At 69.4% G+C, this 23,746-nt stretch carries 20 protein-coding genes; 19 read left to right on the top strand and 1 reads right to left on the bottom strand.

The genetic code is table 11. From position 1 onward, the window contains the following. Positions 1-114 precede the first annotated feature (114 nt). Entirely contained in the window at positions 115-693 is a 579-nt protein-coding gene (locus GIY23_RS20820) for a hypothetical protein (RefSeq protein ID WP_154078209.1), read from the top strand. A gap of 149 nt (positions 694-842) precedes the next feature. Here the strand turns inward: GIY23_RS20820 and GIY23_RS20815 are convergent, their stop codons facing one another. Further along, positions 843-1,724 carry an inositol monophosphatase family protein gene (locus GIY23_RS20815; RefSeq protein ID WP_154078208.1) on the bottom strand — a complete coding sequence of 294 codons (882 nt, stop codon included), beginning with the start codon at positions 1,722-1,724 and terminating at the stop codon, positions 843-845. 177 nt (positions 1,725-1,901) lie between these two features. On the opposite strand from GIY23_RS20815, the gene GIY23_RS20810 reads away from it, so the two are divergent. From GIY23_RS20810 to GIY23_RS20725, 18 genes are all read left to right on the top strand, one after another. After that, positions 1,902-3,032 carry a glycosyltransferase family 4 protein gene (locus GIY23_RS20810; RefSeq protein ID WP_222850192.1) on the top strand — a complete coding sequence of 377 codons (1,131 nt, stop codon included), beginning with the start codon at positions 1,902-1,904 and terminating at the stop codon, positions 3,030-3,032. A 504-nt stretch (positions 3,033-3,536) separates the two neighbouring features. Beyond that, a complete protein-coding gene (locus GIY23_RS20805; protein ID WP_154078206.1) occupies positions 3,537-4,229 on the top strand; it encodes a demethylmenaquinone methyltransferase in 693 nt (230 codons plus the stop codon). A 142-nt stretch (positions 4,230-4,371) separates the two neighbouring features. Then, complete coding sequence (locus tag GIY23_RS20800; RefSeq protein WP_154078205.1) at positions 4,372-5,670, top strand: geranylgeranyl reductase family protein; 1,299 nt, start codon at positions 4,372-4,374, stop codon at positions 5,668-5,670. A 158-nt stretch (positions 5,671-5,828) separates the two neighbouring features. Then, entirely contained in the window at positions 5,829-6,194 is a 366-nt protein-coding gene (locus GIY23_RS20795; RefSeq protein ID WP_154078204.1) for an NADH-quinone oxidoreductase subunit A, read from the top strand. 73 nt (positions 6,195-6,267) lie between these two features. Beyond that, positions 6,268-6,942 (top strand): NuoB/complex I 20 kDa subunit family protein, encoded by a 675-nt coding sequence (locus tag GIY23_RS20790; RefSeq protein WP_154078203.1) that lies wholly within the window; start codon positions 6,268-6,270, stop codon positions 6,940-6,942. Continuing rightward, on the top strand, positions 6,939-7,673 hold the full coding sequence (locus tag GIY23_RS20785) for an NADH-quinone oxidoreductase subunit C (protein ID WP_154078202.1): 735 nt from the start codon (positions 6,939-6,941) through the stop codon (positions 7,671-7,673). The genes GIY23_RS20790 and GIY23_RS20785 overlap by 4 nt, the downstream gene beginning before the upstream one ends. Before the next feature lie 81 nt (positions 7,674-7,754). Further along, complete coding sequence (locus GIY23_RS20780; RefSeq protein ID WP_154078201.1) at positions 7,755-9,122, top strand: NADH-quinone oxidoreductase subunit D; 1,368 nt, start codon at positions 7,755-7,757, stop codon at positions 9,120-9,122. Further along, a complete protein-coding gene (nuoE, locus tag GIY23_RS20775) occupies positions 9,122-9,883 on the top strand; it encodes an NADH-quinone oxidoreductase subunit NuoE (RefSeq protein ID WP_154078200.1) in 762 nt (253 codons plus the stop codon). The genes GIY23_RS20780 and nuoE overlap by 1 nt, the downstream gene beginning before the upstream one ends. An 8-nt stretch (positions 9,884-9,891) precedes the next feature. Continuing rightward, a complete protein-coding gene (gene nuoF, locus GIY23_RS20770; RefSeq protein ID WP_154078199.1) occupies positions 9,892-11,253 on the top strand; it encodes an NADH-quinone oxidoreductase subunit NuoF in 1,362 nt (453 codons plus the stop codon). Then, positions 11,250-13,886, top strand: coding sequence for an NADH-quinone oxidoreductase subunit G (locus tag GIY23_RS20765; RefSeq protein WP_154078198.1), 2,637 nt, complete (start codon positions 11,250-11,252; stop codon positions 13,884-13,886). The genes nuoF and GIY23_RS20765 overlap by 4 nt, the downstream gene beginning before the upstream one ends. Further along, positions 13,883-15,214, top strand: coding sequence for an NADH-quinone oxidoreductase subunit NuoH (nuoH, locus tag GIY23_RS20760; RefSeq protein ID WP_154078197.1), 1,332 nt, complete (start codon positions 13,883-13,885; stop codon positions 15,212-15,214). The genes GIY23_RS20765 and nuoH overlap by 4 nt, the downstream gene beginning before the upstream one ends. Beyond that, a complete protein-coding gene (nuoI, locus tag GIY23_RS20755) occupies positions 15,201-15,767 on the top strand; it encodes an NADH-quinone oxidoreductase subunit NuoI (protein WP_154078196.1) in 567 nt (188 codons plus the stop codon). Before nuoH ends, nuoI begins: the two co-directional genes overlap by 14 nt. After that, positions 15,767-16,726 (top strand): NADH-quinone oxidoreductase subunit J, encoded by a 960-nt coding sequence (locus GIY23_RS20750; RefSeq protein WP_154078195.1) that lies wholly within the window; start codon positions 15,767-15,769, stop codon positions 16,724-16,726. The genes nuoI and GIY23_RS20750 overlap by 1 nt, the downstream gene beginning before the upstream one ends. Continuing rightward, positions 16,723-17,022 (top strand): NADH-quinone oxidoreductase subunit NuoK, encoded by a 300-nt coding sequence (gene nuoK / locus GIY23_RS20745; RefSeq protein ID WP_154078194.1) that lies wholly within the window; start codon positions 16,723-16,725, stop codon positions 17,020-17,022. The genes GIY23_RS20750 and nuoK overlap by 4 nt, the downstream gene beginning before the upstream one ends. 106 nt (positions 17,023-17,128) lie before the next feature. Next, entirely contained in the window at positions 17,129-19,036 is a 1,908-nt protein-coding gene (nuoL, locus tag GIY23_RS20740) for an NADH-quinone oxidoreductase subunit L (protein WP_228717748.1), read from the top strand. 331 nt (positions 19,037-19,367) lie between these two features. Beyond that, on the top strand, positions 19,368-20,951 hold the full coding sequence (locus GIY23_RS20735; RefSeq protein WP_154078192.1) for an NADH-quinone oxidoreductase subunit M: 1,584 nt from the start codon (positions 19,368-19,370) through the stop codon (positions 20,949-20,951). Positions 20,952-20,983: 32 nt separating this feature from the next. Next, the gene (nuoN, locus tag GIY23_RS20730; protein ID WP_187352200.1) at positions 20,984-22,546 is read left to right on the top strand and encodes an NADH-quinone oxidoreductase subunit NuoN; all 1,563 of its coding nucleotides are present in this window, start codon (positions 20,984-20,986) and stop codon (positions 22,544-22,546) included. Between the two features lie 40 nt (positions 22,547-22,586). Then, the gene (locus GIY23_RS20725) at positions 22,587-23,630 is read left to right on the top strand and encodes a polyprenyl synthetase family protein (protein WP_407646791.1); all 1,044 of its coding nucleotides are present in this window, start codon (positions 22,587-22,589) and stop codon (positions 23,628-23,630) included. Positions 23,631-23,746: the final 116 nt, after the last annotated feature.

The raw sequence follows: 23,746 nt of genomic DNA, 5'->3' as shown, positions 1-23,746 counted from the left end.
ACTTTCCCCGACGCGCCGCCCCTCGTGCGGCGCGCAGACTGGATCGATGCGCGGCGTCGGGGAAGATCCGGTGCCGCGACGTCGCGGCGGTGGGGACCGGAGGTACCACTCGAGATGGTCGAAACGTGGGTGTTCGTGCTGGTGGTAGTGGCTGCGGGCGTCTGCGGCGCCGCGCTGGCACTGGTCGCCGCGTCGTGGCGACGAGATCACCACGTGGAGGTCGCCGCTGCCGTCGCGAGCACCCTGCCGACAACACGACCCGTCCTCTGTTCGGTGCCCGCCGGACGATGGTCGGCGCCGTTGCACCGCTGCGAGCAAGCCGCGCGGCGTGCCGGGCTGGCCGCCGACACCGTCTCGTCGAACCGGGCACGGCAGCGGCTGCACTCGGTCGTACGCCGCATGGACGCCGAGCTGCCCAGCGTGCGCGCGCTCGCCGAGCTGGGACGGAGCCTCGACACCGACCCGTCGCGTGACCGGGAGGCGGTGAACCGCGTGCATCGTCAGCTGACCGAGGCCGGGGAGCGGTTCGGCGCGGTCACCGATCGGATGTTGCGGATCGTGGTCGAACTCGTCGACGACGGAGACGGGGAACGCGCCGGTCGGCAGGTCGGTGAGCTCCGCGAGCGGTTCCCGCTGTCTCCGCCGCTGTCGGACGTGCTGGCACGGCCGTCCCGCCCACTGCTGCCTCGCTGAGACTCCTTGCAGAAGGTTCTTGCTCTGTGGCTCGGGTGGCGGAACCTCAGCGCCCTCCTCGCTGCGGGATCGGTTTCTCGAGTAACCACCTACGCCACGAAATCCGCCGCCGACACGCAACGACGACAGCTCACCCAGCAAGGACAGGCTCATTCCGGGCTGTCGCGGGGGCGGGGCGTTGCCGAGTCCCGCCACCACGCGAGCACGTCGTGCGCCACGCCGGGAGCCGCGACGAGCAGTCCGTCTTGGGGCAGCGACGAAGCGTCCCCGTCCCGGTCGAGCACGGCGGCGCCGGACTCCACGGCCAGCGCGAGCGCGCCCGCGACGTCCCATTCCTCGTAGGAGTCGAGCACCGCCGCCATCGCGTGGCCCAGAGCGACCTGAGTGATCGCCAACGCAGGAGAGCCCAGCAACCGCACCCCTACCTGCGCGTCGGCGGCGTTGGCGATGAACCGGTCCATGCCGCTCCAGGGACCGCGCTTGGTGAGTTCGGTGCAGGCGATGCCCGCGCGGGTCTCGTACTGGTCACCGAGCGCGACGGGGTCTCCGTTCGCCCGCATGCCCCGGCCGCGCGCCGCCGCGTAGATCTGCCCCCGGTACGGGTCGGCGACCACTCCGACCACCGGCCCGTGCGCGTCGAGCATCGCGAGGCTGTAAGCGCACAGCGGGATTCCCGCGACGTAGTTGGCGGTGCCGTCGACCGGATCCACCACCCACCGGTAGCCGGTGGAGTCGTGCGCCATGGGGTGAGCGGGCGCGGCACCGCGTTCGAGCCGGTCGTACTCCTCGCCGAAGACCGGCACGCCAGGGAACTCGTCGGAGAGGACCCGCCGGGTGTGCCGCTCGAGGATCCGTCCGGTGTCGGTCACCCAGTCGAACGGCGACTCGGTCGCGGCAGGAAGCGCCCCTCGCCCCGCCGTCGCGGTGATGACGTCGGCGGCGTCGTTGGCGAGGCGTCCCGCGACCTCGAGGGCACGGGCGAGCAGGCCCGGCTCGACGCGCTGCGCCGGTGGAGAAGGCGAGACCGTCATGGCGACACACGGTGGTCCGGCCCGGTGTCGCCGGATCGACACGCAGGTGGACGGTGTGCCATGACGAGGTCACGATTGCGCACCCGGAGCGGTGTTGGCGTGCCTTTCGGTTGTCGTTCTCGCGGCGTCCAATCCCGGGTCGCCTGATCGCCGTACGCGCCCGCAACGGTGTCGCACGTGCGGATCGCTGTGGTCACGGAAAGCTTTCTTCCCCAGGTCAACGGCGTCGCGAACTCGGTGCTGCGGGTGCTGGAGCACGTGCGCAGGCGCGGCGACGAGGCGCTGGTCGTCGCGCCCGGCGCCGGTGACGACGAGTACGCGGGGTTCCCCGTCGTGCGGGTGAACGCCGTGGACGTTCCCGCCGTCTCGGCACTGCCGATCGGGCTCCCCACGCGGCGCGTGCTCACCAGCCTGCGGACCTTCACCCCGGATGTCGTGCATCTCGCCTCGCCGTTCGTGGTCGGGGCAGGCGGGCTCGCCGCCGCGCGGAAACTCGGCGTACCGACGGTGGCGGTGTACCAGACCGACGTGGCCGGGTTCGCCGCGTCGTACGGGCTGGGGCTGACCGCGCGGGCCGCGTGGCGATGGACGAGGCGCCTGCACTGCGCCGCGGACCGGACGCTCGCGCCCTCGTCATGGGCGGTGGAAGCGTTGCGCGAGCACGGCGTGCCCCGGGTGCACCGCTGGGGCCGGGGCGTGGACACGGCGCGGTTCAGCCCGGGCAGGCGCGACGAGTCGCTGCGCGCCGGATTGGCGCCTCACGGCGAGCTGCTCGTGGGCTACGTGGGTCGGCTGGCGCCGGAGAAGCACATCGAGCGGCTCGCTGCCCTGGACGGGATGCGGGGAGTCCGGATCGTGGTCGTCGGCGACGGGCCGCAGCGTGCGGCGCTGGAGCGGCAACTGCCGAACGCGGTGTTCCTCGGGCTGCACACCGGCACGGACCTCGCCGCGCTGTACGCGAGCCTCGACGTGTTCGTCCACACCGGCCCGTACGAGACGTTCTGCCAAGCGGTGCAGGAGGCGATGGCCTCCGGGGTGCCGGCTGTCGCGCCTGACGCAGGCGGACCGCGGGACCTCGTCCGGCACGGGCGAACCGGGTATCTGCTGCCTCCGGAGGAGGCGAGGTTCGGTCCGGCTCTGCGCGCCGCCGTCGACGGACTCCGGGACCGGAACCTGCGTGCCCGGTTCGGCGGCGACGCCCGCATGGCCGTCGAAGGTCGGACCTGGCCGAGCCTGTGCGAGGAACTCCGCGCCCACTACACCGCCGTCCTCCCCGGCGGCTCTCCAGCTCGCCCCCGCGCCGCCTGAACTCACCCCGGAGCATCCATTGAGGCGAACGGCCCGTTCGCCCCACGTGACGGTGCGAAAGTGCCGTTCGCTTCACGTGACGGTGCGAACGTGCCGTTCGCTTCGTGTGATGGGGGTGCGCGGTCCGGGGGAGCTGGGTGGTGCGAAGGTGCCGTTCGCTTCGTGTGATGGGGGTGCGCGGTCCGGGGGAGCTGGGTGGTGCGAAAGTGCCGTTCGCCTCGTGTGACGGGGCGAAAGTGCCGTTGGCCTCGTGTGATGGGGGTGCGCGGTCCGGGGGAGCTGGGTGGTGCGAAGGTGCCGTTCGCCTCGTGTGACGGGGCGAAAGTGCCGTTGGCCTCGTGTGATGGGGGTGCGCGGTCCGGGGAGCCGGTGGTGCGAAAGTGCCGTTCGCCTCGTGTGACGGGGCGAAGGTGCCGTTCGCCTCAGCAGAGGGCGTCGGGGGAGCGCGGTCCGGGGGCTGGAGCGGGGCGCGGGAGGAAGCGGCGGCTGTCGTAGGCTTCGGGCGTGTCTCGGGCTGGGTTGGACAAGGATCCTCGCGCCGTCGCCAGGATGTTCGACGACGTGGCGCGTCGCTACGACCTGACCAATACCGTCCTGTCGTTCGGACAGGACCGGTACTGGCGCGGGGTCACCCGCAAGGCGCTCGACGCCCGGGTGCAGGAGAAGATCCTCGACCTGGCCGCCGGAACCGGTGTCTCCACCGACGAGTTCGCCCGCTCCGGCGCCTACTGCGTGGCGGCGGACTTCTCGCTGGGCATGCTGCGCGCCGGCCGGGAGCGTCGGCTGCCGATGGTCGCCGCCGATGCCCTGCACTTGCCGTTCGCCGACGGTGCGTTCGACGCGGTGACGATCTCGTTCGGCCTGCGCAACCTCGCCGACAGCGCTCAGGGCCTGCGCGAGATGGCGCGCGTGGTGCGGCCGGGCGGCCGGCTGGTGGTGTGCGAGTTCTCCACGCCGACGTGGACGCCGTTCCGCACGGTGTACATGAACTATCTGATGCGTGCGTTGCCGTCGATCGCACGTCGGGTGTCGTCGAACCCGGACGCCTACGTCTATCTCGCCGAGTCGATCCGCGAGTGGCCCGACCAGCCCGCTCTCGCCCGGCGGATCGCCGAGGCCGGTTGGACGGGCGTGGCCTGGCGGAATCTCACCGGCGGGGTCGTCGCCGTGCACCGGGCGGTCAAGCCCTACGCCTGACCGGGCGTGATCCGCTTCTCGTCGTGCCCGACAGGGGTCGATTGCACGGTTTCGGAGCCCTAGACTCGGCGTTAGTGAACTCGTTCACAAACGTGCGAGGCCGGTCCGTGGGACCGGTGGGTTTCCGATCGCGAGGAGTGTCATGACCAGCCCGAGCAGCCGCCGCCGCCCTGACGACGACGCCGAGGTCATCGTGGTGGGCGCCGGTCCAGCGGGGTCGACGGCCGCGACGTACCTGGCGCGCGCCGGGTTGGACGTGCTCGTGCTCGAGAAGAGCGTCTTCCCGCGTGAGAAGGTCTGCGGCGACGGCGTCACGCCGCGAGGAGTCAAGCAGCTCGTCGACCTGGGCGTCGACATGCGCGAGGAGGCGGGCTGGCTGCACAACCGCGGCCTGCGCGTCGTCGGCGGCGGCGTGACGCTGGAACTGGACTGGCCGGACATCGCAAACTACCCGCCCTACGGCGTCGTGCGTCCCCGCAACGACTTCGACGACCTGCTGGCGAAGGAAGCGCAGAAGGCAGGCGCCCGGCTGGTGCAGGAGACGTCGGTGACCGGGGCGGTGACCGACGAGCGCACCGGCAGGATCACGGGTGTGGAGACCAAGTCGGGACCCGAGCGCACCCCGGTCACGTACCGTGCGCCGCTGGTCGTCGCGTGTGACGGGGTCTCGTCGCGGGTGGCGTTGTCGATGGGCATCGGCAAGCGCGACGACCGGCCGATGGGCGTCGCGGTGCGCCGCTACTACGACAGCCCCCGCACCAAGGACGACTTCCTGGAATCGCACCTGGAGCTCTGGGACCGCTCGACGCCCTCCGAGCCGAAGCTGATGCCGGGCTACGGCTGGCTGTTCGGGATGGGCGACGGAACCGTGAACGCGGGGCTGGGCATCCTGTCGACGTCGAAGGCGTACGGCAAGACGGACTACCGGCAGCTGTTGCGTTCGTGGCTGGACGGTACGCCCGAGGAGTGGGGCTTCCGGGAGGAGAACGCGACCGGCCGGATCGGGGGTGCGGCGCTGCCGATGGGCTTCAACCGCACGCCGCACTACCGGGACGGACTGCTGTTGGTCGGTGACGCCGGCGGCATGGTGAACCCGTTCAACGGTGAGGGAATCGCCTACGCGATGGAGTCGGCCCGGCTCGCTGCTGAGTGCGTGGTGCACGCGCTGTCCCGTCCGGCGGGTGCGTCTCGGGAGCAGGCGCTGGCGCGTTACCCGAGTGCCGTGTCCGAGGCGATGGGCGGCTACTTCCGGCTCGGCAACCTCTTCAGCAAGTTGATTGGCAATCCGGTGGTGATGCGGACCGCCACGAAGCACGGCCTCCCGAGGGAGACGTTGATGCGTTTCGTGTTGAAACTGTTGGCAAATCTCTACGACACGCGTGACGGTGACGCGATGGACCGTGTGATCAGTGCCACTACCCGCCTGACGCCTAGCGCCTGACGGCTCGCGTCTGATCAGATGACCGGGCAGCTGTGCGGGACGTCATAAAGTTAGGTGCGCCTCACTACCGAGGGCGTCGGCGTGGACGCATAGAGTGCGACAACGAGAAGTCGCAGGTGATTCGAGTCCCGGCGTCGTGACCGAAGGAGGGCAGCACCGTGCTGGACCCCTACATCCCGTTGGTGCTGATGTTCGCGTTGGCACTGGGGTTCGCCGCGTTCTCCGTCGCGATCGCGCCGCTGGTCGGTCCACGCCGGTTCAACCGGGCCAAGCTCGATTCCTACGAGTGCGGCATCGAGCCGTCGCCCACGCCCGTCGTGGGCGGCGGTCGGATGCCCGTCGCGTACTACCTGACCGCGATGATGTTCATCCTGTTCGACATCGAGATGGTCTTCCTCTTCCCGTACGCGGTCTCCGCCGACGCCCTCGGTCTCTACGGCGTGGCGGCGGTGGTCCTGTTCATCATCACGTTCGGCATCGCCGACCTCTATGTGTGGTGGCGCGGTGGATTTGACTGGAACTGACGGCGAGGTCAGCGCAACAGGGGCGCCGCGGCGCCCGGTCGTGAACGGCAACTAGTCGGAAGGGAGTGCCGAGATGGGGCTGGAGGAAAAGCTGCCCAACGGCATCCTGTTGGCCAACGTGGAAAAGCTCGTCAACTGGACCCGGAAGACGTCGATGTGGCCCGCCACGTTCGGGCTGGCGTGCTGTGCCATCGAGATGATGACCGTCGGCGGTTCCCGCTACGACATCGCCCGGTTCGGAATGGAGCGCTTCTCCGCCACGCCGCGTCAGGCCGACCTGATGATCGTGGCCGGAAGGGTCACGAACAAGATGGCGCCGGTGCTGCGGCAGATCTACGACCAGATGCCGGAGCCGCGCTGGGTGCTGTCGATGGGCGTGTGCGCTTCGACCGGCGGGATGTTCAACAACTACGCGGTCGTGCAGGGTGTCGACCACGTCGTGCCGGTCGACATGTACCTGCCGGGTTGTCCGCCGCGGCCGGAGATGCTGCTCGACGCGATCCTCAAGCTGCACGCGAAGATCATGGACGAGCCGATCAACGCCAAGCGCGCCCAGATCAAGGCCGAGAACGGCGAGACGACGCCGATGATCCCGTCGTCCGAACGGTTCGCGCCGACGGGTCGCACGGCCCTCAAGCGTGCCGAGCGGCAGCAGGCCGCCCAGCGCAAGGAGATGGGCGCGGACAACGAGCTCGGCATGGCCGGGGTCGAGCAGCGCAAGGAGATCACCGGGGGTGAGGGTCGGTGACCGGACAGTACGGATCCAGCGCCGAGCGCCCGGGCGACGAGCAGGCGCCGGCACGTCGCGACGAGGCACACACGCCGGTCGCCGGTCGCGCCCGGCAGGGCATGTTCGGAGTCAGCGGTACCGGGGACACGTCCGGGTTCGGCGGGTTGCAGCTGCCCCGGTACGTGCCGCCCGCCGCGGAGCGTCCGTACGGCGGATGGTTCGACGAGGCGGCGGACGCGTTGCTGGAGTCGTTGCGTGCCAAGGGACTTCCGGACGACACCGTCCATCAGATCACTGTGGACCGTGGCGAGATCACGTTCTACGTCCGCACCGAGCACCTGCTGGAGGTCTGCCGGTCCTTCCGGGACGATCCGGCGCTGCGGTTCGAGTTGTGCAGTTCGGTGTCCGGTGTGGACTACGGCGAGGACGTGCCGCAGCGTCTGCACTCGGTCTGCCACCTCACGTCGATGACCTACCGGCGCCGGGTCCGCGTCGAGGTCACCGCGGACGTCGAGCACCCGCACGTGCCGTCCGTCGTCGAGGTCTATCCGACCGCCGACTTCCAGGAGCGCGAGACCTACGACATGTTCGGCATCGTCTACGACGGGCATCCGGCGCTGACCCGGATCCTGATGCCGGACGACTGGGACGGCCATCCGCAGCGCAAGGACTACCCGCTGGGCGGGATCCCCGTGGAGTACAAGGGCGCCGAGATCCCGCCCCCGGACCAACGGAGGGCGTACACGTGATCGCTGCCGTGAACGGACTTGCCACCGTCGTCCCGCCCGGGGCCGCGGCGACCGGGCACCGCGGAGCAGAGGGGTGCTGACATGACCACCGACTCGACGACGCAGCCGGGCGCGGAGACCCCCGGCTCGTCGGGCAGGCCCTACGACGCGTCCTCCCGGGAGACCACCGAAGGCCGCGTCTACACGGTCACCGGCGGGGACTGGGACGACTTCGTCGACGAGACCCACGGCGAGGAACGGGTCGTCATCAACCTCGGCCCGCAGCATCCGTCGACGCACGGCGTGCTGCGCCTGGTCATCGAACTCGAGGGTGAGACGGTCACCAAGGCCCGCACCGTGATCGGGTACCTGCACACCGGAATCGAGAAGAACCTCGAGTACCGCAACTGGACGCAGGGCGTCACCTTCGTGACGCGGATGGACTACCTGGCGCCGCTGTACAACGAGGCGGGGTACTGCCTCGGAGTGGAGAAGCTGCTCGGGGTCGACGTTCCCCGGCGGGCGCAGATCATCCGGGTGCTGCTCATGGAGCTGAACCGGATCTCGTCGCATCTGGTGTTCCTGGCGACCGGCGCGATGGAGCTGGGTGCCACGACCGGCATGACCTTCGGGTTCCGCGACCGCGAGGAAGTGCTGCACCTGCTGGAGTTCCTCACGGGTCTGCGGATGAACCACGCGTTCATCCGGCCCGGCGGCGTCGCCCAGGACATGCCGGAGAACTACCGGGAGCGCATCGAAGACTTCATCAAGGTGATGGACGAGCGGCTTCCTGCCTACGACAAGCTCTTCACCGGGCAGCCGATCTGGCAGCAGCGCTTGAAGAACGTCGGGTACCTGCCGCTGGACGGGTGCCTCGCGCTCGGCGTGACCGGACCACTCCTGCGTTCCGCGGGCCTGGCATGGGACCTGCGCAAGATCGAGCCCTACAGCGGCTACGAGGAGTACGACTTCGAGGTGCCGACGAGCACCGATGCGGACTGCTACAGCCGGTTCGTGCTGCGGGTGGAAGAGATCCACCAGTCGTTGAAGATCATCAAGCAGTGCCTGGACAAGCTCGACGAGACCCCCGGCCCGACCATGGTCGAGGACGCCAAGATCGCCTGGCCGGCGAAGCTCACGATCGGCCCGGACGGCATGGGCAACTCGTTGGACCACGTGCACAAGATCATGGGTCAGTCGATGGAGTCGCTGATCCACCACTTCAAGCTGGTGACCGAAGGCTTCGACGTGCCGCCGGGGCAGGTGTACTCGCCGGTCGAGTCGCCGCGCGGCGAGCTCGGCTACCACGTGGTCTCGGACGGCGGCACGCGGCCGATGCGGGTGCACACCCGCGAGCCCAGTTTCGTGAACCTGCAGGCGTTGCCTGCGATGTCCGAGGGCGGCCTGGTCGCCGACGTGATCGCCGCCGTCGCTTCCATTGACCCGGTGATGGGCGGGGTGGATCGCTGATGACCGAACAGTTCGACTTCACCACCACCGAGCACGTGGTGACGCCGACCTCGCAGGAGCAGGCCTTCTCCGAGGCGACGCGTGCCGAGGCGCACGCGATCGTGGCGCGGTACCCGGAGTCCCGCTCGGCGCTGCTGCCGATGTTGCACCTGGTGCAGTCGGTCGAGGGGTACGTGAGCAAGGTCGGCATCGAGTTCTGCGCCGAGCAGCTCGCACTGTCGGTCGCCGAGGTCAGCGCGGTCGCCACCTTCTACACGATGTACAAGCGCAGTCCCTGTGGCCAGCACTTGGTGAGTGTCTGCACGAACACGCTGTGCGCGGCGCTGGGCGGCGACGAGATCTACAAGAAGCTCGGCGAGCACCTCGGCGTCGGGCACGACGAGACGGCGGGCGAGCCGGGTGCGGAGGGGTCGATCACCTTCGAGCACGCCGAGTGTCTCGCCGCGTGCGATTTCGGCCCGGTGCTGCAGGTCAACTACGAGTACTACGACAACCAGACGACCGAGTCGGCCACGGAACTGGTGAAGTCGTTGCAGCGCGGGGAGAAACCGGCGCCGACGCGCGGAGCGCCGTTGACCGATCTCCGCACCGTCGAACGTCAGCTCGCCGGGTTCTTCGACGGCGACGAGCCCGCCGCGAACGACGGCCCGTCCTCGGCGACCGAGACCCTGCGCGGCGCTCGGCTGGCTCAGGACGAGGGCTGGACGGCCCCGGCCATGCCCGAGAGCGCGGAGTTCCCGCCCGTTCCGGAGAGGAAGTGAGGGTGGCCATGACCGACGCAACTGTCTCCCGGCCCGGTGAACGGGACGTCGATCCGGTGACTCCGGTGCTGACGAAGCGCTGGCTGTCCCCGAACTCCTGGACGCTCGAGACCTACGAGCAGCTGGAGGGCTACACCGCACTGCGCAAGGCTCTGCAGGCGCACCCGGACCAGATCATCGAGCTGGTGAAGGCATCGGGACTGCGCGGCCGCGGTGGCGCCGGGTTCCCGGCCGGCGTGAAGTGGGGCTTCATGCCGAAGGAGAACGCGGACGGCCGCACCGCCAGGCCGCACTACCTCGTCATCAACGCCGACGAGGGAGAACCCGGAACCTGCAAGGACATTCCGCTGATGATGGCGGACCCGCACTCACTCGTCGAGGGTGTGATCATCGCCTGCTACGCGATGCGGTCGCACTTCTCGGCGATCTACGTGCGGGGCGAGGCGCTGCACTGCATTCGCCGGTTGCACGCCGCGGTGCGGGAGGCCTACGACGCCGGCTATCTGGGCGAGGACATTCTCGGGTCCGGCTTCGACTGCGACGTCGTGGTGCACGCCGGTGCCGGTGCCTACATCTGCGGCGAGGAGACGGCGCTGCTGGACTCGCTCGAGGGTAAGCGGGGCCAGCCCCGGCTCAAGCCGCCGTTCCCGGCCGCCGCCGGGCTGTACGCGTGCCCGACGACGGTGAACAACGTCGAGACGATCGCGTCGGTGCCGTTCATCGTCAACGGCGGCTCGGACTGGTTCCGCCGGATGGGCAGCGAGAAGTCGCCGGGACCGAAGATCTACTCGATCTCCGGGCACGTGGAGCGCCCCGGCCAGTACGAGGCGCCGCTGGGGACGACGCTGCGGCAGCTGCTGGAACTCGCGGGCGGCATGAAGGACGGCGTGCCGCTGAAGTTCTGGACGCCGGGGGGTTCGTCCACTCCGCTGTTCACCGCCGAGCACCTCGACGTGCCACTGGATTTCGAGGGCGCGGCCGAGGCCGGGTCGATGCTGGGAACCACGGCCGTGCAGGTCTTCAACGAGACCGTGTCGGTGCCGTGGGCGGTGATGAAGTGGACGCAGTTCTACGAGCACGAGTCCTGCGGCAAGTGCACTCCCTGCCGGGAGGGCACGTTCTGGCTGGCGCAGGTGCTGGAGCGCATGGTCGACGGCAACGGCACCGAGGAGGACATCGACACGCTCCTCGACGTCTGCGACAACGTGCTCGGCCGGTCGTTCTGCGCGCTCGGCGACGGTGCGGTCAGCCCGATCACCAGCGGCATCAAGTACTTCCGCGAGGAGTTCCTCGCACTGTGCCGGAAGAACGCAGGCACGAACGCCGATGAGACTGCCGGGGACCCGGCATTGGTTGGAGCGGCCCGATGACGGTGGCACCCGAATCGAAAGCCCAGGACACCGAGCAGCGTCCGGTTCCGGAGGGGCATGTCCGGCTGACGATCGACGGCGTGGAGGTCGACGCTCCGAAGGGCGAGCTGCTCATCCGCACCGCCGAGCGGATCGGCACCGTGATTCCGCGGTTCTGCGACCACCCGTTGCTCGATCCGGCGGGCGCGTGCAGGCAGTGCCTGGTCGAGGTCGAGATGAACGGCAGGCCGATGCCGAAGCCGCAGGCTTCGTGCACGATCACCGTGGCCGACGGAATGGTCGTCAACACCCAGAAGACCTCGGCGGTGGCGGACAAGGCGCAGCAGGGCGTGATGGAGCTGCTGCTCATCAACCACCCGCTGGACTGCCCGATCTGCGACAAGGGCGGTGAGTGCCCGTTGCAGAACCAGGCGCTCAAGCACGGGCGGGCCGATTCCCGGTTCCACGACCACAAGCGCACGTTTGCGAAGCCGGTGTCGATCTCCTCGCAGGTGCTGCTGGACCGGGAACGGTGCGTGCTGTGCCAGCGCTGCACCCGGTTCTCCAAGCAGGTCGCGGGCGACCCGTTCATCGAACTGCTGGAACGCGGCGCGGTGCAGCAGATCGGGATCGGCGAGCAGCAGCCGTTCCAGTCGTACTTCTCGGGCAACACCATCCAGATCTGCCCGGTGGGTGCGTTGACGAGTTCGGCGTACCGGTTCCGGTCCCGGCCGTTCGACCTGGTGTCGACTCCCGGTGTGTGCGAACACTGTTCGTCGGGTTGTGCCACGCGCACGGACTGGCGGCGCGGCAAGGTGATGCGTCGCCTCGCAGGCGACGACCCCGACGTCAACGAGGAATGGAACTGTGACAAGGGACGGTTCGCGTTCACCTACGCCACCGCCTCGGACCGCTTCACCCGCCCGATGGTGCGGGACGCCGACAGCGGTGAGTTGCGTCCGTCGTCCTGGACCGAGGCGCTGCGGGTGGCCGCCGACGGCCTCGTCGCCGCGCGTGACGGCAACGGTGTCGGAGTGCTGCCCGGCGGCCGGTTGACGCTCGAGGACGCCTACGCGTACTCGAAGTTCGCCCGTGTGGCGGCGCGAACCCACGACATCGACTTCCGTGCCCGTCCGCACTCGGACGAGGAGCTCGCGTTCCTCGGGTCCACTGTGGTCGGAACGACACCGGACTCCGGCGGGGTGACCTACGCCGACCTCGAAGCCGCACCGGCGGTGGTGTGCGCCGCGTTCGAGCCGGAGGAGGAGTCGCCGATCGTCTTCCTGCGGCTGCGCAAGGCGGCACGCGACCGTGACACGTTGGTCTGGCACCTGGGGCAGTGGAACTCACCGGGCGTCGAGAAGACCACCGAGATCGCAGGACCCGGCTCGACCCTGCACACCGGCGGACTGATTCCCTGCCTGCCGGGCGGAGAGGCCGCCGCGCTCGCCGACCTTCCGTCCGAAGTGGACGATGCGACCCGACAGCCGGGCGCGGTGCTGTTGCTCGGGGAGCGCGCCGCGACCGTTCCCGGACTGCTGTCGGCGGCGTTGCGCTTCGCCGAGCGGACCGGCGCCCGGGTGGCGTGGGTCCCCCGCCGCGCCGGGGAGCGAGGCGCGATCGAGGCCGGAGCGTTGCCGACGCTGCTGCCGGGAGGCCGTCCCGTGGGTGACGTCGCGGCACGCAACGAGATCGAGCAGGCCTGGGGCCTCGACAGCGGGTCGCTGCCTGCGAACCCCGGTCGCGACCTGACGGGCATCCTCGAGGCAGCCGAGCGTGGTGCCCTGTCGGCGTTGGTTCTCGGCGGTGTCGATCCGCACGACCTGCCGGACCCGGCTCGCGCCGACCGTGCGCTGGAGCGCGTCGGGTTCGTGGTGAGTCTGGAGATGCGCCCCACGGCGGCCACCGAGCACGCCGACGTGGTGCTGCCGATCGCGCCCGCCGTCGAGAAGTCCGGGACGTACCTCAACTGGGAGGGCCGTTCCCGGGAGTTCCCGCAGACCATCGACGCCCCCGGTTCGCTCTCGGACTGCCGGGTGCTCGACACCCTCGCGGTCGAGATGGACATCGACCTGTTCACCCAGACCCCGGCCGCGGCGGCGGGCGAGTTCGGCCGCCTCGGGGCACACACCGGCCCGCGTCCGGCGGCACCGGACGTCGCCGCGCGGCGGGAGCCCGCCCCCGGGACCGGCAAAGCGGTTCTGTCGACGTGGCACCAGCTTCTCGACAACGGCTCCATGCAGGACGGCGAGCCTGCGCTGGCGGGCACCGCGCGGCCGGTGGTCGCGCGGATGTCGCGGCGCACCGCGCGCGACGTCGGCCTCACGGCGGGCGACCGGGCCGCCGTGAGCTCCGGCTCCGGGACGATCAGTCTCGACGTCGAGTTCGACGAGATGCCGGACGCGGTCGTGTGGATTCCGGAGAACTCCGGCGGATCCCGGGTGCGACGGGCGCTGGGTGCGGTGCACGGCGACGTGGTCGGCCTCGCGGTGGCGGCGGCACTGACACCCGCCGAGACGAACGGGCACCACGCGCCGGACGAACTGGCGCACACCGAGAACCCGGCCGGTGCCGCAGTCCAGGGCGGCACCGCCCCGCACGAGCGGACGACGGGCCCCGAGGGCGACACCGACACCGACGGGGGTAGGGCATGACCGAGACGGCGACGCTGCTCGCCGACGACCCGATCTGGCTCATCCTGATCAAGGTCGTCGGGATCTTCGCGTTCCTCGTCGTGATGACGCTGCTGACGATCTGGGCGGAACGCCGGGTCATCGGCCGCATGCAGCACCGGCCCGGTCCGAACCGCGCGGGGCCGTTCGGCGTCCTGCAGTCCCTCGCCGACGGGCTGAAGCTGGCGTTCAAGGAGGACATCCGGCCGCTGCTCGCGGACAAGTGGGTCTACATCCTGGCCCCGGTGATCTCGGCGACGCCCGCTCTCGTGGCGTTCTCGGTCATCCCGATGGCGCCGCGGGTGACGATCTTCGGCGAGGAGACCGCGCTGCAGCTCGTCGACCTCCCCGTCGGCCTGCTGGTCGTACTGGCGTGCGCCTCGGTCGGCGTCTACGGCATCGTCCTCGCCGGGTGGGCGTCCGGCTCGCCGTACCCGCTGCTGGGCTCGCTGCGGTCGGCGGCCCAGGTGATCTCCTACGAGATCGCGATGGGTCTCTCGTTCATCGCGGTGATCCTCTACGCGGGCACGATGTCGACCTCGGGGATCGTCGACGCGCAGGCGCAGGGCTGGTTCTTCGCGCTGCTACCGTTCAGTTTCGTCGTCTACGCGATCGCCATGGTGGGCGAGACGAACCGGGCCCCGTTCGACCTGCCGGAGGCCGAGTCGGAGCTCGTCGGCGGTTTCCACACCGAGTACTCGTCGCTGAAGTTCGCGCTGTTCTTCCTCGCCGAGTACATCAACATGGTCACCGTCTCGGCGCTGGCGACGACGCTGTTCCTCGGCGGCTGGCGGGCCCCGTGGCCGCTGAGCACGGTCGGCGACGACTACTTCAACACCGGCTGGTGGCCGCTGTTGTGGTTCCTGCTCAAGACGCTGTCGTTCCTGTTCGTGTTCGTGTGGCTGCGCGGCACCCTGCCCCGGATGCGCTACGACCAGTTCATGAACCTGGGCTGGAAGGTCCTCGTGCCGGTCAGCCTGCTGTGGATCATGGCGGCCATCGTGCTGCGCGGCCTGGTCACCAGCGAGACCGTGAGCACCGCGCAGATCATGTGGATCGGGGGCGGAGCGGTCGTGCTGCTCGTGTTCCTCACGGCCCTCATCCCGGACAAGAAGCCTCCCGAGCCGGAGGCCACCGCACCGCTGTCCGGTGGTGGCTATCCCGTGCCGCCGCTGGACCTGGAAGTTCCCCAGTCACCACCCCGCCGCACCGCGGTCGCCACCTCGGCGGGCGCCACCGGCGCCGCTTCCGAGCTGCCGGGCGACGACGGGGACACGACGACCCAGGAGGCGCCCCGTGGGGACGTTTGATCCGATCAAGGGTTTCGGCGTGACCTTCTCGACGATGTTCAAGAAGGTCGTCACCGAGGAGTACCCGGAGGTCAAGAAGATCCCGGCGCCCCGGTTCCACGGACGCCACCAGCTCAACCGGCACCCGGATGGTCTGGAGAAGTGCGTCGGCTGCGAGCTGTGTGCCTGGGCGTGCCCGGCGGACGCGATCTTCGTCGAGGGCGGCACGAACACCGAGGAGGAGCGCTACTCCCCCGGCGAGCGGTTCGGCTTCGACTACCAGATCAACTATCTGCGCTGCATCGGCTGCGGACTGTGCATCGAGGCGTGTCCGACGCGGTCGCTGACGATGACCAACGAGTACGAGACCGCCGACGACAACCGGCAGAACCTGATCTACACCAAGGAAGACCTGATGGCGCCGCTGCTGCCCGGCATGGAGCAGCCGCCGCACCCGATGCGTCTCGGTGACGACGAGCAGGACTACTACGCGCGCGGACCGCAGCTGGCCCGCAACACCGGCGTCCCGGAGGGACAGACGGTGGAGACCGGGCACGAGGAGGCCGGGCGGTGATGTCCTTGACGACGGCGACCCCCGTGCTCGCCGGGACGACGGTGCTCGCCCAGAGCCCCATCGGCACCGGCGAGGCGACGGTCTTCTGGATCCTGGGGCCGCTGGCCCTGCTCGGAGCCCTCGGCATGGTCTTCGCCCGCAACGCGGTGCATTCCGCGTTGTGGCTGGTGGTCACCATGCTCTGTCTGGGTGTGCTCTACATGGCGCAGAGCGCGCAGTTCCTCGGGTTCACCCAGATCATCGTCTACACCGGCGCGATCATGATGCTGTTCCTGTTCGTGCTCATGATGGTCGGACGCGACTCGTCGGACTCGGTCGTCGAGGTGTTGCGCGGCCAGCGGCTCGCAGCCGCGGTGCTCGGGATCGGGTTCGCGCTGCTGATGGTCAGCGGCCTGGCGCGCGCGTTCACCGAGGTGCAGTTCGCCGCTCCGCTGGACCCGTGGTCCCCGCAGGGCGGCGGGGCAGGCGGACTCGGCGCGTTGATCTTCACCGACTACCTGTTCCCGTTCGAGTTGACCTCGGCGTTGCTCATCACCGCCTCCTTGGGCGCGATGGTGCTCGCCTACGGCGGGAAGGGCCCGGGTGTGCGGCTCTCGCAGCGCGAGCAGGCGAACGCGCGGTTCCGGGGCAACCGGCCTTCGCCGCTGCCCGGGCCGGGCGTGTTCGCCACCGCCAACTCCGTCGCGGTCCCGGCCCTGCTGCCGGACGGCTCGGTGGCGCCGGAGTCGTTGTCCGAGCTGCTCGACAACACCCCGTCGGACGAGCTCACCGGTGATCGCAAGGCGGTCGCCGGCGAGGTCGCCGACCCGGACCCGCACTCCCTGACCGCGACCGACTCCGACGAGGACACCGAATCGGAGGAGTCCGGCGAGCCCGAGTCCCGGCCCACCGGCGGTGGCAACGGAAACGGCAACGGCGCGGGTCCCGAACACGCGCCACCCGAGGAGGCCCGGCAGTGACCCCGACGTACTACCTGCTGCTGTCGGCGCTGCTGTTCAGCATCGGCGCGGTCGGCGTCCTCGTGCGACGCAACGCGATCGTGGTGTTCATGTGTATCGAGCTGATGCTCAACGCGGTGAACCTCTCGTTGGTCACCTTCGCCCGCATCGAGGGCACCGTGACCGGTCAGGTGATGGCGTTCTTCGTCATGGTCGTCGCGGCCGCCGAGGTCGTGGTCGGTCTGGCGATCATCATGTCGATCTTCCGCACCCGCCGTTCGTCCTCTGTGGACGACGCCAACCTCCTGAAGTACTAGGCCGATGAACAACCAGGGAGCCAGCGTGACGACGACGTTTCTGGCCGCCGACACCGCGGGGCCGGTCGAGGCCGCGCAGGGGGCGATTCAGGGCAACGCGTGGTTGATGATCGCGTTGCCGCTGTTCGGCGCGGCAGTACTGCTGGTGGCGGGCAAGCGCGCCAACGCGTGGGGGCACCTGCTCGGGTGCGCCACGGTGCTCGGGTCGTTCGCCTACGCCCTGGCCCTGTTCGCCTCGGTCACCGGGAGCACGAACCCGGTCCGCGAGCTGCACCTGTTCTCGTGGATCCCGGTCAACGCGCTGCAGGTCGACTTCGGGCTGCGGATGGACCCGCTGTCGCTGGTGTTCCTGCTGCTGATCACCGGAGTGGGGTCGCTGATCCACCTCTACTCGATCGGCTACATGGGCCACGACCAGGAAGGCAGGAGCGGCGCGGCGAACACCGAACGCCGTCGCTTCTTCGCGTACCTGAACCTGTTCGTCGCCGCGATGCTCGTCCTGGTGCTGGGCAACAGCTTCGTGACCCTCTACCTCGGCTGGGAAGGTGTCGGCCTCGCGTCCTACCTGCTCATCGGGTTCTGGCAGCAGCGCCCGTCGGCGGCCTCGGCGGCGACGAAGGCGTTCGTGATGAACCGCGTCGGCGACGTGGGACTCGCGTTGGCGATCTTCCTGCTCTTCGCCGAGCTCGGCACCACCCAGTACACCGAGGTCTTCGCCCGCGCCGGAGAGCTTTCTCCCGGCGTGCTGCTGGCGATCACGCTCCTGCTGCTGCTCGGTGCGTGCGGCAAGTCCGGTCAGGTGCCGCTGCAGGCGTGGCTGCCGGACGCGATGGAAGGCCCGACCCCGGTGTCGGCCCTGATCCACGCGGCGACGATGGTCACCGCGGGCGTCTACCTCATCGCCCGCGCGAACCCGCTCTACACGCTCTCGGCGGACGGCAGGCTCGCCGTGACGATCGTCGGTGCGGTGACGTTGCTGGTCGGATGTGTCATCGGCTGCGCCTACGACGACATCAAGAAGGTGCTCGCGTACTCGACGGTGAGCCAGATCGGCTACATGATCCTCGCCGTCGGTCTCGGGCCTGCCGGGTACGCGCTGGGCATCATGCACCTGCTCACGCACGGCTTCTTCAAGGCCGGGCTGTTCCTCGGCGCCGGGTCGGTCATGCACGGCATGAACGACGAGGTCGACATGCGCAAGTACGGCGGGCTCTACCGCTACCTGCCGATCACGTTCGTCACGTTCGGGCTCGGCTACCTCGCCCTGATCGGATTCCCGTTCCTGTCCGGCTACTACTCGAAGGACGCCATCATCTACGCGGCGTTCGGGCAGGAAGGCGCGCGCGGGTGGATCTTCGGCGGCGCTGCGTTGCTCGGCGCCGGGATCACCGCGTTCTACATGACGCGTCTGATGCTCATGACGTTCTTCGGCGAGAAGAGGTGGGAGAACCTGCGCACCGCGGACGGCAAGGAGTTCCACCCGCACGAGTCGCCGTCGACGATGACCGCACCGATGATCCTGCTCGCGGTCGGTTCGATCGGGGCGGGCATGTTCCTGGCCACCGGGGACCGGCTGGTGAACTTCCTGGCGCCCACGCTCGGCCCGTTGAACGAGGGAGAGGCGCCGCTGTCGCACACGATGGTGGCGGTGCTGACGGTCGGGCTTTCGGCGCTCGGTGCACTGGTCGCCTACCTCGTCGTCGGCCGCAAGTCCGTCCCCGTGCGGCGGCCCGCGAAGGTCTCGCCGGTCGTGCGGGCCGCGCGCGCCGACCTCTACGGCAACGCCATCAACGACGCGGTCGCGGTCCGGCCCACGAAGGCGCTCACGACGGGACTCGTGTCGTTCGACGACAAGGGCGTCGACGGCGCGGTCAACGGCCTCGCCGGGTTGCTCGGCGGCAGCTCGCGCCTGGGCCGCCGGTGGCAGACCGGATTCGTCCGCTCGTACGCCATGTCGATGCTCGCCGGCGGTGTAGTGCTGATCGCCGCCCTACTCACAGTGGGGATGCCATGAGTGTGGACAGTGACACGGGGCGAGTCTTCAGCGGTGCGGGTGGCGGAACCTGCGGGGGCCGGCTCGCTGCGGGAGCCCGTTTTCGGGTAGCCCCCCCGTCGCCCGACCGCCGCCTCCCATTGTGGCGCGGCCGCGCCACTGGAGCAGTAGACGCCACAAACGGGCTGTCCTCGCGAGACGACCCCCGCAGAACCCGCGGCGGTGCCGATGGTGTGCGTGGTGGCAAGCGCCTGCGGCGCTTGCCTGACGGTGGCCGGTTCGCGCGAAACCGCAACGGGGTGCTGGGCGCTGCGCGCCGCATTTGTTCGAACGACCTCTCGGAGGAGATCCGATGACGCTGCTGCTGGCGCTGATCCTGCTGCCGCTGCTGGGTGCGGTGGCCGTGGGGCTGTTGCGCGGCAACGAGTCCGCGGCGAAGTGGACCGCGCTGGCGGTCTCGCTCGTCGAGGTCGCGCTCGCCGCCGCCGCGTGGTTCGTCTACGACCCCGCAGGCCCTCGGATGCAGATGGTCAGCTCGGTCGAGTGGATCCCGGCGTTCGACATCCGGTTCTCGCTCGGCGTCGACGGCATCGCACTGGTGATGGTCGCGGTCATCGCGGTGCTGATGCCGTTGGTGCTCGGCTTCAGCTGGGGCGAGAAGCTGCCGCGCGGACGCTCGCACAGCGGATTCTTCGCGCTGCTGCTCGTCCAGCAGGCGCTGACGGTGGCCGTCTTCGCCGCCACGGACGTGTTCCTGTTCTACGTCCTGTTCGAGATCATGCTGATCCCGATGTACTTCCTCATCGGCGGTTACGGCGGTGAACAGCGCAAGTACGCGGCGATGAAGTTCTTCCTGTACTCGTTCTTCGGCGGCCTGATCATGCTGGCCTCGGCGATCGGCGCCTACGTCTACGCCGCGCAGGAGACCGGCCGCGGAACGTTCGACTGGGCCACCCTGTCGGGCATCCTCTCCGACGCACCCGCCGACGTGCAGATCTGGATCTTCCTCGGCTTCTTCGTGGCGTTCGCCATCAAGGCGCCGCTGGTGCCGGTGCACACATGGCTGCCGGACGCCGCGTCGCAGGCGCCGATCGGTGTCGCCGTCATCGTCGTCGGTGTGCTGGACAAGGTCGGCACCTTCGGGTTCCTGCGCTACAACCTGCCGCTGACCCCGGTCGCCGCGCAGCAGCTGGCGCCGCTGGTGCTCACCCTCGGCGTGATCGGCGTGATCTACGGGTCGCTGCAGGCGTTCGGGCAGAGCGACCTCAAGCGGTTCATCGCCTACGTCTCGATCGCGCACTTCGGGTTCATCGCGCTGGGGATCTTCGCGTTCACCTCGCAGGCCCAGGTCGGCGCGGTCTCGTACATGGTCAACCACAGCATCGCGACCGGCATGCTCATCCTCGTGATCGGCATGGTCATCGCCCGTGGCGGTTCGACCCGCATTGCCGACTACGGCGGCATGGCCAAGGTGACCCCGGTGCTCGCCGGCACACTGTTGGTGGCCGGTCTGAGCACGCTGTCGCTGCCGGGCACGAACTCCTTCATCAGCGAGTTCCTCGTGCTGGTCGGGTCGTTCCCGACGCGTCCGGTGTTCACCATCGTCGCCACACTCGGCCTGGTGCTCGCCGCCGTCTACGTGCTGCGGCTCTACCAGCAGCTCATGCAGGGCCCGGTGCGTGGCGACGCGCTGGTCGGCCTCGCCGGTGGCCCGGGGGCGGCGACCGATCCGGCCACGCTCGCGGACGGGGCCCGGAAGTCGAAGATCGCGGACCTCACCCCGCGTGAGGTCGGCGTGCTCGCCCCGCTGATCGTCCTCGTCCTCGCGCTCGGCATCTACCCGAAACCGATGCTGGACGTGATCAACCCGACGGTCGCGGCAACGATGAGCGAGGTCGGCGTCTCCGACCCCGTGACCTCGCAGGGAGGTAACTGACAGTGGGTGCAGCACGTACGGGCGTCGAGTTGCTGGCACAGGACGTGCAGCCACCGGCGATCGACTGGGCGGCGATCACCCCGATCCTGGTGATCCTGGGTGCGGCGTGTGTGGCCGTGCTCGTGGAGGCGTTCCTGCCACGGCACCAGCGGTGGTCGGTGCAGGTCGGGCTGAGCATCGGCGCGATCGTCGTGGCCGGGATCTCGCTCGGGATCTACGCCTCGGGCGGGCCGCGCGGCGTCACGACGATGGCGGACACGCTCGCCGTGGACGCACCGGCACTGTTCCTGTGGGGCACGCTGCTCGCGTTGGGGCTCGGCGCGATGTTGCTGCTCGCGGACCGGTCGATCGAGCCGGGCGGCGCGTTCATCGCCGAGAAGATCACGGAACCGGACCCGGCGGGCACGTCGGACGGTGCCGCCATGGACCGGGCTCGGGCCGGAGTCGCGGGAATGCGCACCGAGGTGTTCCCGCTGGCGCTGTTCTCGCTCGGCGGAATGATGATCTTCTGCGCCGCCAACGACCTGCTGACGATGTTCATCGCGCTGGAGGTGCTGAGCCTCCCGCTGTACCTGCTGTGTGGGCTGGCCAAGCGCAAGCGGCTCATCTCGCAGGAAGCGGCGCTGAAGTACTTCCTGCTGGGGGCGTTCGCTTCGGCGTTCTTCCTCTACGGACTGGCCTTGCTGTACGGGTACGCGGGTTCGGTGAAGCTGCAGGAGATCGCCGACGCCACCGCCGGGTCGGACCGGTCGGAGACGCTGCTGTTCGCCGGGTTCGGGCTGCTCGTGATCGGCCTGATGTTCAAGGGCTCCGTCGGCCCGTTCCACACCTGGACCCCGGACGTGTACCACGGCGCACCGACCGCGGTGACCGGATTCATGGCCGCGTGCACCAAGGTCGCGGCGTTCGGCGGGATCCTGCGCGTCTTCCAGGTCGCCTTCGAGGCGTCGAGCTGGGAGTGGCGCGGGGTGCTGTGGGCGGTCGCGATCGCGTCGATGGTGATCGGCGTGGTGCTCGGGCTGACGCAGAGCGACATCAAGCGCATGATCGCCTACTCCTCGGTGGCGCACGCGGGCTTCCTGCTGGTCGGCACGATCGCGCTCACCGACCGTGGCCTGGCGGCCACCATGTTCTACCTGTTGGCGTACGGATTCACCACGATCGCGATCTTCGGGGTGATCAGCCTGGTGCGCACCTCGGACGGTGAGGCAACTCACCTGTCGGCGTGGGCGGGGCTGGCCAAGCGTTCACCGATGCTCGCGCTGGTGTTCACGTTCCTGTTGTTGGCGCTGGCCGGTATCCCGATGACGAGCGGTTTCGTCGGCAAGTTCGTGGTCTTCGAGGCCGCGATGGCCAACGGGATGGCACCGCTGGTGGTGGTCGCGCTGGTGGCCAGTGCGGTTGCGGCGTTCTTCTACCTTCGTGTCATCGTGCTGATGTACTTCAGTGAGCCGGCTGCCGACGGTCCGACCGTCAGCGTGCCCGGTGCGTTCACGACGGCGGCGATCACCCTGGGCGTGGTCGTGACGCTGTTGCTGGGCGTGCTGCCGACGTTGGCGCTGGAATGGGCCGGCGTGGGCGGTTTCGTGTCCTAGAGTGCCGTCGGTGCACGGCGGGAGCAAAGGCGACGGTGACGTGAGCAGGCCAGTGACTGGCGCGGCCAGTGATCCGACGAGTGCGGCGCCCGACGGTGCCGTGCCGGTGGGACTCGACATCTCGGATCCGGTGCTCGCCGCCGCCGTGGGTGAGGGCATGCAGCGGGTCGAGAACCTGCTGCACGAGTCGGTGCGCAGTGAGTACAACTTCGCCACCCGCACCTCACTGCATCTCGTCGACGCGGGCGGCAAGCGGTTCCGCCCCCTGTTCACGTTGCTCGCCGCGCAGTTCGGTGACCACGACGCCGAGGACGTGATCAAATCGGCGGCCATCGTCGAGATGGTCCATCTCGCGACGCTGTACCACGACGACGTCATGGACGAGGCCACGATGCGGCGCGGCGCGAGCAGCGCCAACGCCCGGTGGGACAATTCGATCGCGATCCTGACCGGGGACTTCCTGTTCGCGCAGGCGTCCAGTCTCGTCTCCGAACTCGGCGTGGACGCCGTGCGGCTGATGGCGCGGACGTTCGAGGCGCTGGTGACCGGCCAGATGCGGGAGACGATCGGTGCCGACGAGGGTGAGGACGCCGTCGAGCACTACCTGACCGTGGTGTACGAGAAGACGGGCTCGTTGATCGCCACGGCCGGGCGGTTCGGTGCCGAGTTCTCCGGTGCCGACGAGGTCCACGTGGGGGCGCTGGAGCGGATCGGCCGGAGCATCGGCATCGGGTTCCAGATCTCCGACGACATCATCGACATCGACTCGCCCGCGCGGGAGTCCGGGAAGACCCCGGGCACGGACTTGCGGGAGGGGGTGCGGACGTTGCCGATGCTCTACGCGCTCGCGGGCGAGGAGACCGACAGCCGATTGCGCCGGTTGCTCTCCGGTCCGATCACCGTCGATCACGAGGTCGACGAGGCGCTGGAGCTGCTCCGGACGTCGGAGGGCATGGCGCGCGCCCGGCGCACGTTGGACCGCTTCGCCGACGACGCTCGTGCGGAACTCGATCTGTTGCCTGCCGGCCCCGCGCGGGACGCGTTGGCTCGGCTCGCCGAGTACGTGGTGGACCGGACGCGCTGAGTGGTCGGCCGACCGCTGCGGGCACATGATCGGGTCAGATCTCGACAGCGGTCCCGAAACGCGGTGGGGATTCGTCATACTCAGGGCTGCGCGCACCGTGGTTGTGGTGGGCTGTC

Source organism: Allosaccharopolyspora coralli, from assembly GCF_009664835.1.
Classification (GTDB): domain Bacteria; phylum Actinomycetota; class Actinomycetes; order Mycobacteriales; family Pseudonocardiaceae; genus Allosaccharopolyspora; species Allosaccharopolyspora coralli.
The sequence above is the reverse complement of the archived record's forward strand: the minus strand, read 5'-3'. Positions and strand labels throughout refer to the sequence as shown.

Excerpts from the sequence above, each read along its gene's own strand:
- GIY23_RS20820 (WP_154078209.1), top strand. The coding sequence starts at position 115 with ATGGTCGAAACGTGGGTGTTCGTGCTGGTGGTAGTGGCTGCGGGCGTC.
- GIY23_RS20815 (WP_154078208.1), bottom strand. The coding sequence starts at position 1,724 with ATGACGGTCTCGCCTTCTCCACCGGCGCAGCGCGTCGAGCCGGGCCTG.
- GIY23_RS20800 (WP_154078205.1), top strand. The coding sequence starts at position 4,372 with ATGACCAGCCCGAGCAGCCGCCGCCGCCCTGACGACGACGCCGAGGTC.
- GIY23_RS20790 (WP_154078203.1), top strand. The coding sequence starts at position 6,268 with ATGGGGCTGGAGGAAAAGCTGCCCAACGGCATCCTGTTGGCCAACGTG.
- GIY23_RS20780 (WP_154078201.1), top strand. The coding sequence starts at position 7,755 with ATGACCACCGACTCGACGACGCAGCCGGGCGCGGAGACCCCCGGCTCG.
- nuoE (WP_154078200.1), top strand. The coding sequence starts at position 9,122 with ATGACCGAACAGTTCGACTTCACCACCACCGAGCACGTGGTGACGCCG.
- nuoF (WP_154078199.1), top strand. The coding sequence starts at position 9,892 with ATGACCGACGCAACTGTCTCCCGGCCCGGTGAACGGGACGTCGATCCG.
- GIY23_RS20765 (WP_154078198.1), top strand. The coding sequence starts at position 11,250 with ATGACGGTGGCACCCGAATCGAAAGCCCAGGACACCGAGCAGCGTCCG.
- nuoH (WP_154078197.1), top strand. The coding sequence starts at position 13,883 with ATGACCGAGACGGCGACGCTGCTCGCCGACGACCCGATCTGGCTCATC.
- GIY23_RS20750 (WP_154078195.1), top strand. The coding sequence starts at position 15,767 with ATGTCCTTGACGACGGCGACCCCCGTGCTCGCCGGGACGACGGTGCTC.
- nuoL (WP_228717748.1), top strand. The coding sequence starts at position 17,129 with ATGATCGCGTTGCCGCTGTTCGGCGCGGCAGTACTGCTGGTGGCGGGC.
- GIY23_RS20735 (WP_154078192.1), top strand. The coding sequence starts at position 19,368 with ATGACGCTGCTGCTGGCGCTGATCCTGCTGCCGCTGCTGGGTGCGGTG.